This is a genomic window from Nocardia sp. NPDC088792, from assembly GCF_044750615.1.
In the GTDB taxonomy this organism is placed as follows: Bacteria; Actinomycetota; Actinomycetes; order Mycobacteriales; family Mycobacteriaceae; genus Nocardia.
This window is the reverse complement of record NZ_JBIVKC010000001.1, coordinates 1,570,617-1,586,981: the sequence shown is the minus strand read 5'-3', so window position 1 is coordinate 1,586,981 and position 16,365 is coordinate 1,570,617. Positions and strand designations below refer to the sequence as shown.

The window sequence follows — 16,365 nt, the reverse complement described above, 5'->3', positions numbered from 1 at the left end:
TTGTGCTGCTGGAGTGGGGTTTTGGCGGGACGGCCGGTCAGCGGAACGGGTAGGCGCTGAATTCTTGGGGTTTCTTTGGAAATCACCTGGCAGGACAGGTAGAACGAATATGGCCCCTGGCCAGGATGTCTGGTCAAGGGCCACATTGTGGTGCGCCATCAGGGACTTTGACACACTTTCCCTACTCACAGCCAGGCTGTGAGTGTTCATGTGGTAGAGGGTAGCCCTCGGATCTGGGCCGGTCAAGGCGCTGAAAATTCGGCGATTCGGCCGGTGTCGCCTGTTCTCATGTGGTCGCCATTGGCGATCTTCGAGGTGCCTCTCGATCTATTCGAGGAGGTTGCCAGGTCGGGTTGCGAGGGTCACGAAGGTATGGTCGTTGTTGATTCGCACGCCGAGCAGCGCGTGCCCATCGAATGCCGTCAGCACAAAACACGTAGTCGGTCTCGATCGACGGGGCAGATGCGTCGGGCCGCGGTGTCCCACCCCTGGTTGTTGTCGGGGGGCAAGCTCACCTCGTAAGAGGTCGGCAAAGTCCGGTTCGCCGCTGATCCGTACCTGACGCCACACTTGCCGCCACCTGTGGTCCGGGTGTAGCGCGATGTACAGAAGCCCGCCGGTGTCAGCGAACGAGTTCTGGTTTAGAAGGTGCGTGCAAGTGTCGTTGAGCTGTTGAGCGAAGTTGGATCCGGGTTCGATGATTGCCGTCGCGTCGGCGTTGTAGATCAAGGAGTCGGCGTTGGCGACGGTAACGGCCGCGACCGTCTCGGTAGTCGGGCCAACGGGTTTGAACCCGGCGTGGCGGAGAACGAGGCGTGGGGTTATTGATGCGTGGGCGGTATCCGCGACGACATAGACCGCTTCTTCTTCATCGCCGCGGGCGTGGTCGACGATTCGGTAGAGGAGTTCGTCGTCGGTGTTCATCGCAATCAGCGTCTCGAGTGCGTCGAGACGGACGCTGTGGCTTGTGTCCTCGAAGACCCGACCACAGAGAGCCTCGACGATCCTGGGGTCGTTGGGCCAGCTCGTAGCGCTCGCCTTCACCATTTCGACGCGGAGTTCATCGTCAGGGTCGTCGGCGATCGCGGCGACGAGTCGGGGCAATGTGGCGGTGTCGGTAGGCCAGTGTCGAACGAGTTGGGTCAAGGCACAGAGTCGTACTTCGAAACTTTCGTCGGTAGTCCGAGCGTGCAGCAGTTCCAGAGTCTCGGGGTGTCCCGTCCAGAATTCCCCGACGGCCGAAACCGCTATCTCACGGCCTTCCGGGGTGGTATTGCGGAGCGCGTGTCGCCGCAGTATCTCAAGTGTGTCCGGGTGTGTCGCATGGGATTTGACGAGTCGCTCAAGCGCAAGCAGACACAACATGGGGTCAGTGCTTTGGGTGAAACGGCTGAGGGTACGGCGGTCGCGAGGATGGAGATCGACATACAGACAAGCGGCTTGTTTCCAGGAAGCCGTCTGCCCAAGAAACCAGTCGGAAGTCGGGGGCAGGTGGTAGCGGGGATGAGAGAAAAAGGTTTGGTACCACGAAAGGTACTGTCGGCGATCTACCCACCAGCGATGACCGAGCAGAGAGCTCACCGAGCTAACCGCACCTGAGAGCCGTTGTGATTCGGCTCGGCAGGATTCCTCCAGGAGGCGGGTTATGCCGCGGGTGATGTCGGCCGTATGCGGCCCGAAAGTGGTAGCCGTTGCAGTCGGAAGCAGCCCGCCCAGGATGGACAGTGCGAGACTGGTGTGCAACGTAGGGACGAGCTCCTCCCAGTAATCGTCATCGGGGTCGGTGTGGCCGGAGTCGTAAACCATCGCGGTGTCGCCGTGGTTGATGAGTTCGGCACTGAGAGTGACCCGTAATGAATCAGGGAGCATTTTTGAGGTGAGGAGCAGCGCCGCAGTCCATGCTGAGTCGCCAGCCTTAGTGACGAAGGCCGTCACCAGCTCCTGCGCTGTGAGCTCGTTGTTGCGGAATCGCGCTTGGATGTCGTCTGCTGCGAGATAGTCGAGGAAGGCTCTGTGTATGAAGCCGTACACATCTGAGCCAAGGTGTGCGAGCAGTCCGTTGCGTTCGCGGAATCGTGTCAACATGGTGCGGGCTGCGAGGACGGCCTGATCGGCGGGCAAATATAATGTCCTGCACAGATATTCGCGGAATTGCTCGACGAGCACAGGGCCGGGACAGTGGTTCCCTGAAGCAGCGTCGGCGTCGTGCATCCGGCGAGCTGCCAGGTGAAGTAGTCTCAGCTTGTCGTGGCCATCGAGCTTAATGGCGTCGGGGCGGTCATCAGACAGAAGTTTGCTGGTATCCCACTGTTCGACGAGGACGGTGACGGCATGACGCAGGACTGAATGCCGGTCACGGGGGAGGTCGCTGTGACGTGCGGCCGATGCCAGGATCGTCAGCAGCAGGGGGTTCGCGGCGAGTTCACCGACGGCAGTTGATTTGTCGATTGCGGTCAGAAGGCGGTGCCGCATCTGTGTGGCTTCTGCGAGGTTGTGCGGATACGCGTGGGTTGACCACCGATGCGCGAATTCACCTATTTGGCCACGGGTTAGATCCTGGAGTGTGAGGTGGTCGAACCCCGTGTCTGCCAAGAGCTTCCGGCGGTATCCGAGGACCCGCGACGTGACGAGGATCCGAACGCGGTTGTAGCGGCGGGCGAACCCCTCGATCTGCCGGGTAACCTGCTCACGGATGCGCGGGTCGAAGATCTCGTCTAGGCCGTCGAACACGACTACCGCGCGTCCATCCTGACGCAGGTAGTCATCGAGAAGGTCTTTTGGGAATCCGAAGTGTTCGTTGGCGTACTGCATGTCCAGGAAGTCGAGGACGGTGTTGCACTGCGGCTGATGCGAGGCATAGTTACGCAGCTCAATCCATACCGGAAGCCACCCGGCGAGATGCGACAGATCGCCAGCGGGACGTACCGGAATGGTTTCGATTGGCTCGTCCGAATGGTTGTCGCGTGCTGAGGGTGCGGGCACAAGCCACCGGATAGTGTACTCGCGGCCGGTGACGATTTCGATGGCGGTGGCCAGAGCAGAGGTATTGCTCGGATCACTAAGTCGGACAGCCAACTGGCCGAAGTCGTGGCGGAGTTCGAGCACATCACCGTTGATCGCGTGTGGCTTGGCCCCGTGCAACATCGCCTGCAATGCCGGTGAGTACTTCTGAACGAGAGTGCGGATATACACCCAGGCGTCGGCGATCCTGCCAAGCTCATCGTCACCGGGTGTGTTCGATGACGTCCTCATTCCAGCGATGTTGCGAGGCAGGCACGTTGGGGCTATGCGTCGCAGGTAGGTAGGCACATCCTCCTGGTCCGGGACGGGGTGGTTGGCCACTATCTCGAAGTCCGGTGCCACTGGCGCGGGTTGAAGCATCGGGGATATTGGTTGAGAAACCAGTGGTAGTTGGCTCGGTTCGTCCCCATGCGGCGCGGCTAGTCGAAGGACGAGATACCGTGCGAAGGCGGATTTGCCAGCGCCGGGATCGCCCAGGAGCACGGTCCGCCGGCGCTGTGGCGCCGCTACGGCGTCGAGGACAGGTTCCGGTGGCCGGGCGTGATATGCCCGTCGCAATGCCTCCAGATGCTGTTTGTCAACAAAGTTTGGTAGCTCGTGGTCAGTGATTTGCCCGCCGTCGATAAGGATCTGCCGCAACGACTTGGGCAGTTCCACAGGTGCAAGGTCGGCGCGCACGGATTGAGGTACGAAGATGGACTCCAAACCCATCACCGGATGGTCACTGAATTCCCCAGGAGGGGCCAAGATCTCAAGGTCAATGCTTCGCAATCGCTGGCGCAAGCCGACGGTGTAGTCCCGGCGCAGCTCAGCGAACGGCGGATGCACTGTTGGGTTGCGGACGAGGGTGTTGTCGATGCGGGCGAGTACGTCGCCGACAGTAAGTAATGCGGGGAAGGCGCGCCGTACGGTCTCGGCACCGTCGAGGAGGGTGTGGATCTGGTCGGCGTGCCACAGTCGGATCTCCCGGATGCCGAGCCGACCGACCGGATGCGTGCGATCGGCGAGCACGGATGTGAAGTGCTCCTGCAGTGTATCGATTCCGCCGACAACCCCGGCGGGGGAAAGGCGGACATTCGAAGCCACGATGAGATAGTGGGGAGCGCGAATGCGGGAGCCTTTGCCGAGCGCCTCCACCCACCGGTCGAGTTCTTTGGTGATCTCAGCCTTGAGCCAGGAGGCATTGGATTTGACGCTTGTAGGGTGGTAGTGGAATTTGGCTTGGATGACCGTGTATCCGCTCCAGATGTCGTCGCCGTCAGTTGTGGTAGCGGACCAGTTGATCGATCCCTCGTAGGTGGCTTCGCGGCCGCCGTCGGCTCCGTCGCCGAAAGCTGAGACCCCGGGTCCGAGCACGTGCGCGGCGAGGCTGACCACCAATTGCTCGAACGTACGATCACCGAGCCGATCGATGTTGTAGTCGGGCATCAGACCATCATCTCGCACGACCGCCAGGTCTGAGTGGCCGTCGACGAAGAACCAGACCTCTTGATCCACCCGCGAGCCAACCGAACTCGGGGCATCGCCATCGGCGCGACACCCCTCGTTGAGTTGCCAGTGCGCGCGGCGGATGGTACGTGGTGGGCCCGCAGAGCACGCCGGGTGTGGGGGAGCTCGCGCCAGCAGTGGCTGCTGTGAGGTCGCATCACGTACCCGGTGTTCTTGGCTGTTTGCCTAGGTGGGCGTGAGGTATCGGACGTGGAGCTTGTGGGCGGTGATGATGCTATCCACGTCGAATCCGCCACCGGCAGCATGGAGGAAGAGTCGCGCGTTGGCGAGTGCATCGTCCTCGGCATCGTGCAGAAGCCACTTGTTGGCCGGCTGTGTCGACGGGCGCGTGTCGTACACCGCGCTCAGTTCATCACGCGTGAGCAGATTTAGACCGAGCACCACCGTTTGCAGGGAGCCGGCGGCGGGCCAGAGCGATCTGGCCAGAGCCAGCCCGTTAACGACGGGTATGGGGCGGATAGGCAGCTTTTCGAGGTTGAGGAGCCGCACGAGTTGCTTTATGTCGTAGCTGTATCCGTACGCTGCGGTAAGCCGCTCCCCTATGAACGCATCGACGTAGGGCCACACCTCGATGAATCGGGGTGTGGGATTGACACTTGTTGCGGGCCAACCGTAATGCGGTGATCGGAACTTGACCAGCCATGAGTCCTCGACGGCGTTGCCGATGATCTCGGCGATCCCGATGTACCCGAACGGGCTGGTTCGGCCACCGGGCTCGACGTCGATCGACACCAACGACGCTGAAGGCCAAGGCGTGCTCATGTCATCCGATCATGCACTGCCCCAACGACATTGAAGGGCCATTCATAATCAGCGGCGGTTTGTCGGTGTGTGCTGTCACTATGTGGCGCATGGATCTCGCAGGAGCCAACGAGCTTCGGGTAGCTGTAGGCGTTCTGGACGAGGGGTCACCGTACCGGAACGTTTGGCAATGGGGTTGTCGCTGCGGCATGTGCTACATGTCGGACATCGAGTGCGTCGATGAGTTCATGGGTAACTTTCTCATTGTGGCGACCGGCTCGGTCTGTGCGCACCGCAACCCCTCTCACCCGTTGATGTGCGCGAATTGTTCGTTAGCCGCGTTGTGTTGTGTCGAGCGGGTCGACATGACCGGACGGATGTCGATGTCTATGCGGGAGCAGGTCCAGACCTGGGTCGATACGGCGCATCTGTGGTCTCGCGCGAATCCTGTTGCGGCCGAACTATTCGACGAACTCGGGCCCGCACTGCTCGCCGTCGAGGATGCGTACGGCATCGACGCGGACGGCGAGAACTGGCAAGAGGTTCGGGAGCAAATCATGATGGCGCTCACCGTGTTTATCATGGCGCAGAGCAGCGGTCCAGGCGCGAGTGGCCTCGCGATCGCCCACTCTGTGATCGACGCCTATCTGACTGTCGTGGCGGACTATCGGCCTGATGGGACGATCCCGGTGCTCCCACGTACCGGTAACTCCACTCCGAAACGTGTGTGGCCGTCGCGCGGCGAGCTGGACAAGGCGCGCCGCCACGGCTGGGATGAGCCTGAGCGGATTACTATCGAGCGCCTGGTGCGCGAGTCCGCGATCAATGCCCACAATGAAGCAGCTTTCGTCCGGAATTGCCTGGCGGCCGGGCTCGTGCTGTCGGCACGGAAATCCGCCGATGGCCTGGGCGTTTGCGGATACGGTGCATCGCGACCGACCGACTTCGGCCCAGGGATCGGCTTCGCAGGTTCCAGCCTTGCGCCGGATCTATCGCTGCCGAGACTTCGCGAAAGCTGGTCCTGGTATCCAGAAGCTGAATACAGCGCCATCGCTACCTGGGCGACACTTGTCAACCGTGATCTGCTCGCCGCGCCCTGAGCTGTTGGTGAGCGCGCTATCGTCAGGCCGACCGATCGTGGTAATGAGATTTCCACTCGCATAAGGAGATTCGCTGTGCCTCCACGTCGACCCGACACGCATGTCAACGCGGACATCACGACTACTAAGCTGCGCGGCGCCTTCCTCAGTGCGGGATGGACGGTGCAGGAGCTGAACAGCAGCGACTATGGAGAGGACCTGCTGGTCCGCATCTTCGATGAAGGCATCGCGACGCCGTACATGTTCTTCGTGCAAGCCAAGCATCTCGAACCCGGATCAAAGCACCGAAGCAAGAACGACCGATACGTTTCGTACAGTCGATTCAAGCGGCGCCACGTGGAGGTTTGGGAGAACTTCTGGCAGCCGGTTGTGCTGGCCCTCTGGGATATCGATCAGGACCAGATCTACTGGGACATAGCGCAATCGCTGGATTGGCCGCCGACGGACAGGGACACCGAAAACTGTACTATCCGATTCCCGACCGACAACCTCCTCGACGCCGACGGGCTGGCTCGCATCCGAGCTCGCACGATCAACAGGGCACAGCGACATGAAGGGGAACTCAGCGGCATCAAGGTGCTGATCGACCGCGTGCGTGAACTGTTCGACGCGGAGGTCGACTTTGACCCGGGTGCTGAACGGATCCTGATCACGCTCCCCAACGGCGACGGCGACCTCACCTTCTTCGGTGGGATGGCGAAAATGATCACCGAGGTGACAGAACAGACCGGTCTGGATGGCAGAACTGCTTATGAATTGCTGCTGATCCTGGGCACTAGCTTCCTCAAATGTGCTGACGAGCACCCCGTCCCGTTCATCCGCAACGGTTCCGTACAGCTAACGACAGGCGCGAAAGGCGTTATGAGGGAGGCTCTTCGGGATCGCGAGGTGGGCGGACTCGACGTTCCGATGGGAGATGGTCTAGCACAGTTCATCGAGAACCACTCAGACCTTCTGGGACCACTTATCCAACATCTGCAGGGTTCGGACAGCGAGTAACGGATGATTGATCCGGGCGACAGCGGGAGCGCCGCATGGCCAATCGAGAAACTCAACGTACAACTCGGGCGAGCGCAACCGTGGTACTGGGAGGAACTCGGGCGCACCGCATACGCCTGCCCGTACCGGATTACCGGCGGCGATCCGGGCGACCCCGGTGGCGGCGACGGCTACGCCAAAGGGTTGGACGAGATGGACGCGCTCACCTTGGCGGTGCACGCGATCGAATCCGTCCTCTACCTGTGGAACCTGCGGCTCGGACGACAGCTCGGATGGAAGGCCGGACACGGCCTGTGGCGGCTGTCGTATCCCTCACCTGAGCCCGGTACCGGGGAGAAGCGAAATTGAACGCTGCCACCGGGTGACCGAAAATGAGCGGGACGGTGGACTGCCAGCATTGGGACGAGGAGTCCACTCAGCGCAAGCTCGATGAGATTCGTGCGGTCAACGTCGGTCTCACTGCTAGCGTGCGGGCATGGCTGATACAGGTTACGTGCCGCATCTGTATTCGATCTCGGTCAAGGGTGTTGTCGTCCGGGACGGACGCGTGCTGCTGTTGAAGAACGAGCGCAATGAGTGGGAGCTGCCTGGCGGCCGGATCGAACCGCACGAGCCGCCCGAAGAATGTGTGGCCCGGGAGATTGCCGAGGAAACGCAGTGGCCGGTCACTACAGGTCCGATCCTCGATTCATGGATGTACTACATCAACCAGGTCGAACGGAACGTGTTCATCGTGACCTACGGCTGCTATCCCGACACTGACGCTGAACCTGTGCTCTCACACGAGCACAAGGAGGTCGGTCTGTTCCTTGAGGATGAGATTGCTGCCCTCGCTATGCCCGACGGCTACAAGCGTTCGATCTCAACATGGTTCGCCCGACTGCGTACCTCGCAGAGCATCTCGCCAAACCCGAGCGCGGGAGCGGACGTCGGCTGAACTCGATCGGTGAGTTCGCCCGGATGGCTAGCATGCCGAGCATGCTGATCTTCGAGATCGAAACCGGTGAGATGATCGAATCTATTGAGCAGCAAGCGAAGTCCTTCGGCATTGCGCAGGCGGCGATCGTGTCCCTGATCGGCGGCGTCGATGATTTCACCGTCTCGACCATGCCTGCCGACGACGCCACCACGGACATCGTCTCGACCTATCGGCTTCCCGGCGAGATGCATGGAAGCGGTGAAATCCGCAACGGTAAGGCCCACGTGCACGCGACCTTCGCCGTGCAGGGCGACCGGGCCGTGGCAGGCCATGTGCATGCGGCAACGATTGGAACATGGTTCGCCCGCGCCTATGTGGTGCCGATCACGGCGGGTGGGTAAGTCGGCCATGGTCCATCGAAGTCGACTGTGCCACTTCGTCATCGATGTATCCGATCTCGACAGCGCGACGGAGTTCGGGTGCGCAGCACTAGCTGCGACCGAGGGGGCTGTCAATCCGGAAAGTCGCCACGTGTATCGGCGCCTACGGATTCCCCACTGCGACGTGCGGATCTTGTTGCAGGCGACGCCGGACATTAAGGGCACCAAGGAGCGGATGCATCTCGACATCGAAACTGACAACGTCGAAGCCGAGGTGCGCCGGCTGGAAGCTCTCGGAGCGATTCGTTGGGACCACCAGCAGGAACGTGGCTACGACTTCTGGGTCCTTCGAGATCCGTGGGCGAACGAATTCTGCGTGCTCCAAACAGAATTCCCGGACCTGCTGACCGAACGGCCAACCTGGACCTAACGATGCCGCGTAGTCGACCGCGCGGAAGGCCCTCGGATCGGACAGGCACCGAGCAGGTCTGTGGTGATGCAGCGACAACTGGAAGCCGGGCGGACGATTCGCCGTGTGCTGCAACGGAGTTTGACATGCTAGTGGATCATGATCAGTGTTCTTGTTGCGGTCGTGGGGGTGTTGGGAACTGCGCTTGGCGCTTCGCTCACGGCCATCATCGCGGCCCACACCGAGAATCGCCGACAGGCCGCGTTGGACCGGCAGCAGGCGCGGCAAGAATTGACTCATCGAGACAATCAGGCCCTCGAAGTGCGGGTTGAACATCTCCGATGGCGCCGCGCGCGTCGCCAATCCGCCTACCTGGACTTCCTTGACGCCCTCAACGCCGCAGACCGAGCCAATCAGCAGTACTTCCGTGACCGTCGCGCGGCTTCTGGCCCGGTGCCAGTTCAGGAAGCTCGGGTTGCGGAAATCCGGCAACTGTTCAAGGACGCGGAACAGCGTGGGAACAGGGTGCTGCTCGAAGGGCCAGCGGCCGTCGCCGAAGCGGCCTTCAAGTTGATAGGCGTGCAAGGTGCTTTGGTTCGGGAAGTTCAAGAATTTGGTGAAGCACAGTCAGCTTCAGCAGACGACGCTCAAAACCGGGCCAGCACAGCAGAAGAGACTGGACTGAAGTACTTGGTCGCGCACCGCGAGTTCATCAGCGTGGCACGCGCGGCATTGGACGAGTTCATCGACGCGAGCTGATCCGTAGCTGCCCGGCGAGAGTGGTCGGCCCGTACGCCGGCGCTCGCGGCCTGGCGGTCACGAATCAGCGCCGCTGCAGGATCGGTTCCAGTAACCCGGTCGAGACTGCGGCCACGACGAGAACTTGTCCGCGGTGTCTAGCGGCGCCAGGTCTCAATGAACGTGACAAAGGCTGCGGGAACTTGAGCGAAGTTATGTGATCTACGGGGATGTTGACAATCTGACAATTGCGGGGTGCGGACTGAAGTAACTATCGTGGTAGTACTCGGAGTATCGACGGTCTCGATATTGGTAACTGCGGATCAAGTGGCCGAGCATCGAATACTGCTTTTCTGATTAGATATATCTCCCTGTGTTTGATGACGTTATACGACCAGTTGGCAGCAAGCGAGTTGGGAGGTGCGAGATGTATCGACCTGCGACTCCATCTGCGAAACCTAATCGGAATCGGGGCGATAAGGCTTGGCTTTCGAGAACGGGCGGAGTCGCTTATGCCCCTCACACCGCGTGGTCCAGCCAAGCTGGTCATGATAGTTCCGGGCCTCCGGTGGAACAGGCAGTGTGTGCCGTTCCTGCCTTAGCGCGACATGACATAAAGCGCCTTCCTGTTCCGGATTTGAGGTCGAGCCGCGCTCGGAATGCTGATAGGTTTCTCTACTGTGTAACCACGATCTGTTGTCATGGGCAGCTCGGCGACCGTGCGCTTATAGCGTTACTGGGGTGGCTACCTGATCAACCCGTTTCACTTCGCGTCATTGGGCGAACTGTGGCTGTGATCGCCAGCCCCGACGGGGAAGCTCGGGTAAGCCCGAAAGGGTATCTGCGCCTGCCCTCTGTTGTCCGCCATCAGTGCCGGATTGAAGTCGGCGAAAGGCTTGTCCTCGCAGTATGTCCGGAGAAGGGGCTGGCTGTCATCCACCCCTTCGAAGTCGTCGATCGTGCACTGTCGGCGTTGCATTCCGAAGTTCGGGGGTTGACCGATGGCAATTCCTGAAGTGGAAGCGGCTCGGATTCTCCTTGAGCGGCTTGGGCTCACGCCGGAACAGCTTCTCGAACAGCTAACGCCTCGGGTCGTCCCGACCTTCGGCGAGTACATACCGACCCTCATCACATCGATACCGGGGAGCACCCTCCGCGTGTACGGCACTTACTTCGATCGTCTTGTCGAGGAATGGGGTTCACGTCGTCTCACTGAGCCGACAGCATCTGAGTTGAGGCAGCTTGCGGAGGTGACTAGGCGCAGAGCCATTATTCGTCGCAACTCTCGGGGCGGTCGTAGTGCTGCGGAGAACTTCATTGCTGCCGCTCGGTGCATCTACCGCCACGCCGAAGAGGATGGATACATCCAGGCGGACAGCAACCCCGCACGGCGAGTGGCGAAACCGCGACGTCTTGCCAGCACGAGACGAGCCATCTCCGATAGCCGATTGGCTGAGATCGTTCGGGTGGCTGCGACGACCGGCAACGACCCAGAGTTGGACTCGCTGATTCTGCGCCTACACATTGAAACAGCGTGCCGGCGATGCGGTGCCCTGGCTCTACGCCTGATGGACCTGGACCCCGAGCAATGCCTCGTGTTTCTTCGCGAGAAAGGTGACACCGTTCGATGGCAACCGGTAACCCCCACGCTCATGCGGGCCCTTCTCGAGCATGTGGCAGACCGACATGCGGACACCTCGATCAAGACAGCACCGCTGCTTCGTCGGCGGAACGGCGCGGCTATTACCCGCCGTCATTACGACTCCTTGTGGAATCGCATCGGTCGGGAACTGGAATGGGTTGCACGCCAACAGATTAGCACCCACTGGCTGCGTCATACGACGCTGACGTGGGTTGAACGAAACTTCGGATACGCGATCGCTCGTGCGTATGCTGGACATGCCAACCCGGATGGCCGGATCGGTCAGACTGCTACCTACGTCAGGGCAAGTTTGGAAGAGGTTGCCGAAGCGCTTGCTGCAATGACCGGGGAAGCGCATCCACTTGCAGTCTGATCGCCCTTCAGGATGAAAAGCAGCTCACCTTCCGACCTCGGGAGCTGGGACTATGCTGCCACTGCTCGGATTTCGGCGAGCGAAGGGAGACAACGCATCTAAGATCGACAGCTCGAAGCGGTGAACATTACCGCCCCGCAGAAGGACTTTGATCAAGCGGATGAATGCGGCCCCCAGCACCATTCTATTCGGTATATTCACGCGAAAGGAAATGTCCACCATGCGTTCTGGTGGCTGCTTGTGACAACATCCGGTATCAGGCATCAGGTCAGTTGTCGTTCGTCCACTTGCGTAGCTGTGATCACTGCCAACGGCTGTCCGGTAGCCCGGTCATGTCGTGGCTCGACTTCCCCCGCGAAGGTGTCGAATGGACCGGGCCAGGCGGAGAACCGTTCTGGTATAACACCTTCCCCAACTATTTCCGACTCCAGCCATGCCCGATCACCGGTTAACTCCCAGCGCGGGTTCTGCGGTGTCTGCGGAAGTTCGGTGGCCGCCCAGGACGACGGTGACGCCGAATTGGTCGGCGTCACCCTGATGAGCCTCGATGATCACACCGGCTTGGTGCCGGAACGGCCGAGCTTCCGCCCCAGCGCCGTCCCGTGGCTTCCAATCGTCGGTACACAGGACTGAGCAAGTTCAGCCTTGACCGTAGCCCAGTCCCAACACGAAAGCATTGTTAGCCGAACGGCTTCAGACTGATCGGTGGGTGCAGCTGCGATAGCCAGAATTGGCCCTCTAGCCTTGGGTTATGGCGATAGCAGCGCTCGTGATCTCCCTGATTTCGCTCGTTTCGGTCCCAGCGGCGATCTTCAGCGCCATATACGCACACCGAAATGCTGCGAGCGCCGACGCGCAGGTGCACGACGCTCGGCGACCTGACTGGACGTCGACATTCGACGCACAGGGCGACGGCGGCTTGCTGGGGCTGCGGCTCCGGTCCAACCGTGGGCTGAAGAGCGTTAGTGCCACGATTGTGGACAGCCCAGGAATCAGCTTCGCTACCAACCAGGAAGGTGTCAACCCGGCGGCCGCATCGCCTGTCCTGACTGCGGAGACAGGACAGGTTGAGCCAGCCGACCGGGCCTGTTGGCGTCTGATAGTCAACCGAGCGAATCATGCAACGCTGCTCCACCTTCGAGTCCACTGCATCGACGACACGGGCGAGTCCTGGGACGTGGCCGTCGAAGTCCGGATTCCCCTGGCTCCCTTCGTACTTTAGGAAGCCTGACGGATCACCGGCCACGGAGGCGCCGCCCCTCGCCGAGTCCCAGGCTCGCCGATGGCCCTTTAGCTATTGGCATGTACGCCGGATTCGTTCAAGGAGTTGCTGCCGGTCGGTCAGTATGTCCAGCAAGTACACCATGGGGACGAGGACGATATCGGCCGGGAGGCGCCCGGTGTGCTCGGCGAGGATCTCACTGCCCTTTCCGCCGAAACCATGAGTCGTGTTGCGGCGTGCATTCCACAGTTGGATGAGCCGCGATTCGATCGTTGCATCGGGGTTCGGGCTAGCGATGAAGAAGTCGTCAGCAACTTGAGTTGCGGCAGCCAGCGCACGGTAGGCCGGTGCCATGATCACCGGTTTGATGCGGTCAGGGACATGCTCCTCGATCGCGGTGATCCGCTTCTGAATTCGTTTGGGCGACATGAGCTGACCGATTCCATTGCTGCCGGTAAAGCTGTCGCCGAGGATGTCCATCGCGGGAAACATGAGCATCAGTTGCGTGGCCTCGTCACGAGGATGACGAGTGATTGCGCTGATACGGGACAACAACTGCTCGAGATTAAGCATCCACCGCTGATGCGCCTCGGGCGCGTACAAGCCGTTCTTGTCAAGGTAGTTGGTCGGAGCGAAGATGTCGGCCATCGTCTTGTTGATCCGCTCGGCCCACCAATCAACAGCATCCGAATACGCCGCCTTGTGCAACGTGGAGTCGTCCAGCGCGTCGACGTTGAAACCGCGGGCAGAGTGGTGCTCTGTCAGAGCCTCCAGAGAGTCGATCGCGTGCGGAGTGGCACCCTGCCCGCGGCCGCCGATCTGCCGGCCGAACGTATAGACGATGATCTGGCCGGCGCGAGATGCGCCGAACCCCCAGACGTTCGGAGAAAGACTGCCGAGAAGTGGCGCAAAGTAGAGTCCGCCGAGAATCGTGCCTTCCAGCAGCGCCCCGGAGGACTGAAATGCCAAGGCGGACGGATCATCCATCGAGCTCTTGATGATCTCGTCCACGCTGTTGTGCTTGAGCCGAAGAAAGACCTGCGGGAGTTTCGACCAGCGGTAGGCAATATCCGAGACCCGGATGTCGTGGACCGAGTGTCTTGGGAACAACGGCTCGGTCGAGCCATCTGAGTGAGTCAGGGGGATCGCGGCGAGTACGTCGCTGCCCCATTTGATTGTCTCGGGGACCTCATTGTCCGGAACCGCGAAGAGCATCTGGCGGATTCGTTCGAACCTGGAGGGCAGGGTGGGGTGTGCGTCGAGCGCTTGCGCGAACCGATTGAACACGTCCGACTTGTCGGCTGGAATGCCCCCGGGCACTGTCGGTGTAGGCGCACGCGAGACATCGAACCGGCTCCGCTTGAGAGAGGGTCCGTGCAAGGTCTGAGCCTCGATGAGGTCGATCGGTTTTGCTGAGATCTCCCATTCGATGCCAGCTCCCGACGGGGCCCTGTCGATACTCAGACCGAGGCGCTCCAGCAGACCGGCTGGGTTCCCGCCGTACATCTGTGGCGGAACGTTGATCTTCATGGTTTGACATCGTGACACGGGAAGCCGACAAAGATCAGGACACGGGTGGGGCTCGATCCCGCAACTTGCATCGCCTGAACAGAAGCACTTGACAGGGAATTGTGCTCGTGCCGGCACTGTCAGAAGCTGGCCGGCGGCCCGGTCGTGGCGTGGACCGGCTTTCCCGACGAGCACTTCCGCTGGACCGCGGGCGAGCCGGACTGGTACAACACCTTTCCCACCACCCAGCGCGGGTCCTGCCCGCGCTGCCACAGTCTCGTAGCAGCCCGAGACAGCGAGGGTGAGTTGCAGAACGAGATGGGCATCACGATCATGAGTTTCGATGATCCGTCGGGTGTGGTTGCGGTGCACCAGTCCTGCAAGAACGCAGTGGCGTGGCTACCGGTTATCGGAACCAGTGACTCCTAGCAAGCGACCCGGCCAACCCACATCATGGGCCCGAACCGGGCCGGAGCGGGCGGGCAGGAGATCTACATGACGTGCACTGTCCCCGGGGCGGTTTCGTTTCCGGGACAGGAGGAGTACCCGCGCAGGGATAAGCCGCCATCTTGAGCCTTGGATATGTATTCGTTTACGGTGCCGACTTCCATCCGGCGCTGTGGCGGATATCGACCAGGCCGATCCCGGCGGGTACCTCGATCATTTGGTCACCGGCCCACCGCACCCACAGGGTGCTGGCTCCGGCGTCGGCTTCGGCCTGGAGTTTGTCCAGCGACCACATCTTGTTGGCGCGGTCGATCTCGATCGCGATGGGGCGGCGGAACCAGGACGTGCACAGCAGATCCAGCCGGCCTCGGTAGGGGCCGCGTCGCGTCGGGCGCGAGACCCGAGCGGGTGCTTCGAAAGTGACTGTCCACCAGTGCTTACGGGCCCACTCCGCAGTCTGGTAGGTCAGCATGGTGGTCGCTTCCCGCGCGGTCAGCCCCGACAGGGACACCGGTTGCAGATGCCGGTGCAACGACGCGGCCAAACGTGCGGTCCGATTCCTGCTTCTCACCTGCGCCACCCTAGAACACCATCCCTGGCACCGGACAGCGTGAGAGGAACAGCCCTGTTGTCCGCGAGGTATGCGCGCCAACGGATTTCGCTGTTCGCAGGGTGAGAATTGGCAGGTCGATCGAGACAGGGCGCTGGGGACGAGCCGGTCCCGGCTCGGGGCCGGGACCGGCTCTATCGGTTCAGTTGTCGTGTTGTTCGTTGCGGTCCGCGGCAGCTTCGGCGCGCTCGTCGAAGCCCGATTGCGCGGTGGGGCTGTGCGGATCGCGTTCGGCGGCTGCGGCGATCCTGTCGGCGGCGTCGCGGTCCATGTGTTCTTTGCCCATGACTTCCTCCTTGGATGGGAGTAGGCCACGCCCGAACACCGGCGAGAGAGGTGTCAACGCGTCGAAAGACTGCCCAGGCGTGGGTGATCGACGACGGCCGTTGCACCACCCTGGGGTAGACGTGCGCAGCGTGCTCCGGTGGATTCCGTCCGCTGCGATACCCGTCGCCGCCGAAACGGCAACGGTCTTCATGCTGTATGTACCGCTCGCTGATTTCGAGGCACACCTGGCCGTCGAGAGCGCGCCTTGCCACCGGGAACCACGCGCAGGCCCGCGGCGGATTCCTCTGCCTGCGTCCCGAGAAATCTGATGATCCTCGCACCTGCCGTCGCGGACACCTCGAATCAGTGAATCTGCCGCAAACACACTATGGGCCCGCACGGTGTTCTCGCACCGGCGACTGCGAGCCGGTACTCGACGCGAGTGCGGTGGGTGGGGGTAACGCTGGGGTCGATCGGTG

The 16,365-nt window shown here is 61.3% G+C and carries 16 protein-coding genes; 11 read left to right on the top strand and 5 right to left on the bottom strand.

Going from position 1 to position 16,365, the window contains the following annotated elements; genetic code table 11:
- Positions 1–327: 327 nt before the first annotated feature.
- A complete protein-coding gene (locus ACIP5Y_RS07700) occupies positions 328–4,518 on the bottom strand; it encodes a HEAT repeat domain-containing protein (protein WP_400348504.1) in 4,191 nt (1,396 codons plus the stop codon).
- A gap of 177 nt (positions 4,519–4,695) precedes the next feature.
- Positions 4,696–5,292, bottom strand: a complete 597-nt coding sequence (locus tag ACIP5Y_RS07695) for a hypothetical protein (protein ID WP_400348503.1) — start codon at positions 5,290–5,292, stop codon at positions 4,696–4,698.
- 197 nt (positions 5,293–5,489) lie between these two features.
- On the opposite strand from ACIP5Y_RS07695, the gene ACIP5Y_RS07690 reads away from it, so the two are divergent.
- From ACIP5Y_RS07690 to ACIP5Y_RS07645, 10 genes are all read left to right on the top strand, one after another.
- Positions 5,490–6,371, top strand: a complete 882-nt coding sequence (locus ACIP5Y_RS07690; RefSeq protein WP_400348502.1) for a hypothetical protein — start codon at positions 5,490–5,492, stop codon at positions 6,369–6,371.
- A 75-nt stretch (positions 6,372–6,446) separates the two neighbouring features.
- A complete protein-coding gene (locus ACIP5Y_RS07685) occupies positions 6,447–7,370 on the top strand; it encodes a DUF4365 domain-containing protein (protein ID WP_400348501.1) in 924 nt (307 codons plus the stop codon).
- Between the two features lie 3 nt (positions 7,371–7,373).
- Positions 7,374–7,718 (top strand): DUF6968 family protein, encoded by a 345-nt coding sequence (locus tag ACIP5Y_RS07680; RefSeq protein WP_400348500.1) that lies wholly within the window; start codon positions 7,374–7,376, stop codon positions 7,716–7,718.
- Positions 7,719–7,845: 127 nt separating this feature from the next.
- Complete coding sequence (locus ACIP5Y_RS07675) at positions 7,846–8,307, top strand: NUDIX domain-containing protein (protein WP_400348498.1); 462 nt, start codon at positions 7,846–7,848, stop codon at positions 8,305–8,307.
- 41 nt (positions 8,308–8,348) lie between these two features.
- On the top strand, positions 8,349–8,690 hold the full coding sequence (locus ACIP5Y_RS07670) for a PCC domain-containing protein (protein ID WP_400348496.1): 342 nt from the start codon (positions 8,349–8,351) through the stop codon (positions 8,688–8,690).
- The gene (locus ACIP5Y_RS07665; protein WP_400348494.1) at positions 8,620–9,099 is read left to right on the top strand and encodes a VOC family protein; all 480 of its coding nucleotides are present in this window, start codon (positions 8,620–8,622) and stop codon (positions 9,097–9,099) included. Before ACIP5Y_RS07670 ends, ACIP5Y_RS07665 begins: the two co-directional genes overlap by 71 nt.
- A 138-nt stretch (positions 9,100–9,237) precedes the next feature.
- Complete coding sequence (locus tag ACIP5Y_RS07660; RefSeq protein ID WP_400348492.1) at positions 9,238–9,837, top strand: hypothetical protein; 600 nt, start codon at positions 9,238–9,240, stop codon at positions 9,835–9,837.
- A 980-nt stretch (positions 9,838–10,817) separates the two neighbouring features.
- Positions 10,818–11,831: a tyrosine-type recombinase/integrase gene (locus ACIP5Y_RS07655; RefSeq protein ID WP_400348490.1), complete on the top strand. Its 1,014-nt coding sequence runs from the start codon at positions 10,818–10,820 to the stop codon at positions 11,829–11,831.
- A gap of 489 nt (positions 11,832–12,320) precedes the next feature.
- Entirely contained in the window at positions 12,321–12,464 is a 144-nt protein-coding gene (locus tag ACIP5Y_RS07650) for a hypothetical protein (RefSeq protein ID WP_400348488.1), read from the top strand.
- A gap of 118 nt (positions 12,465–12,582) precedes the next feature.
- Complete coding sequence (locus ACIP5Y_RS07645) at positions 12,583–13,053, top strand: hypothetical protein (RefSeq protein ID WP_400348487.1); 471 nt, start codon at positions 12,583–12,585, stop codon at positions 13,051–13,053.
- A 72-nt stretch (positions 13,054–13,125) separates the two neighbouring features.
- On the opposite strand, the gene ACIP5Y_RS07640 is transcribed toward ACIP5Y_RS07645, so the two are convergent.
- Positions 13,126–14,583, bottom strand: a complete 1,458-nt coding sequence (locus ACIP5Y_RS07640; protein WP_400348485.1) for a hypothetical protein — start codon at positions 14,581–14,583, stop codon at positions 13,126–13,128.
- Between the two features lie 99 nt (positions 14,584–14,682).
- On the opposite strand from ACIP5Y_RS07640, the gene ACIP5Y_RS07635 reads away from it, so the two are divergent.
- Entirely contained in the window at positions 14,683–14,991 is a 309-nt protein-coding gene (locus tag ACIP5Y_RS07635) for a GFA family protein (RefSeq protein WP_400348483.1), read from the top strand.
- A gap of 163 nt (positions 14,992–15,154) precedes the next feature.
- Here ACIP5Y_RS07635 and ACIP5Y_RS07630 read toward each other — a convergent pair whose 3' ends face one another.
- Positions 15,155–15,580, bottom strand: coding sequence for a hypothetical protein (locus ACIP5Y_RS07630; RefSeq protein ID WP_400348481.1), 426 nt, complete (start codon positions 15,578–15,580; stop codon positions 15,155–15,157).
- Positions 15,581–15,761: 181 nt separating this feature from the next.
- Complete coding sequence (locus ACIP5Y_RS07625) at positions 15,762–15,905, bottom strand: hypothetical protein (RefSeq protein WP_400348479.1); 144 nt, start codon at positions 15,903–15,905, stop codon at positions 15,762–15,764.
- Positions 15,906–16,365 lie beyond the last annotated feature (460 nt).

Excerpts from the sequence above, each read along its gene's own strand:
- ACIP5Y_RS07645 (WP_400348487.1), top strand. The coding sequence starts at position 12,583 with ATGGCGATAGCAGCGCTCGTGATCTCCCTGATTTCGCTCGTTTCGGTC.
- ACIP5Y_RS07675 (WP_400348498.1), top strand. The coding sequence starts at position 7,846 with ATGGCTGATACAGGTTACGTGCCGCATCTGTATTCGATCTCGGTCAAG.
- ACIP5Y_RS07695 (WP_400348503.1), bottom strand. The coding sequence starts at position 5,292 with ATGAGCACGCCTTGGCCTTCAGCGTCGTTGGTGTCGATCGACGTCGAG.
- ACIP5Y_RS07690 (WP_400348502.1), top strand. The coding sequence starts at position 5,490 with ATGTCGGACATCGAGTGCGTCGATGAGTTCATGGGTAACTTTCTCATT.
- ACIP5Y_RS07680 (WP_400348500.1), top strand. The coding sequence starts at position 7,374 with ATGATTGATCCGGGCGACAGCGGGAGCGCCGCATGGCCAATCGAGAAA.
- ACIP5Y_RS07640 (WP_400348485.1), bottom strand. The coding sequence starts at position 14,583 with ATGAAGATCAACGTTCCGCCACAGATGTACGGCGGGAACCCAGCCGGT.
- ACIP5Y_RS07625 (WP_400348479.1), bottom strand. The coding sequence starts at position 15,905 with ATGGGCAAAGAACACATGGACCGCGACGCCGCCGACAGGATCGCCGCA.
- ACIP5Y_RS07665 (WP_400348494.1), top strand. The coding sequence starts at position 8,620 with ATGTGCATGCGGCAACGATTGGAACATGGTTCGCCCGCGCCTATGTGG.
- ACIP5Y_RS07660 (WP_400348492.1), top strand. The coding sequence starts at position 9,238 with ATGATCAGTGTTCTTGTTGCGGTCGTGGGGGTGTTGGGAACTGCGCTT.
- ACIP5Y_RS07655 (WP_400348490.1), top strand. The coding sequence starts at position 10,818 with ATGGCAATTCCTGAAGTGGAAGCGGCTCGGATTCTCCTTGAGCGGCTT.
- ACIP5Y_RS07670 (WP_400348496.1), top strand. The coding sequence starts at position 8,349 with ATGCTGATCTTCGAGATCGAAACCGGTGAGATGATCGAATCTATTGAG.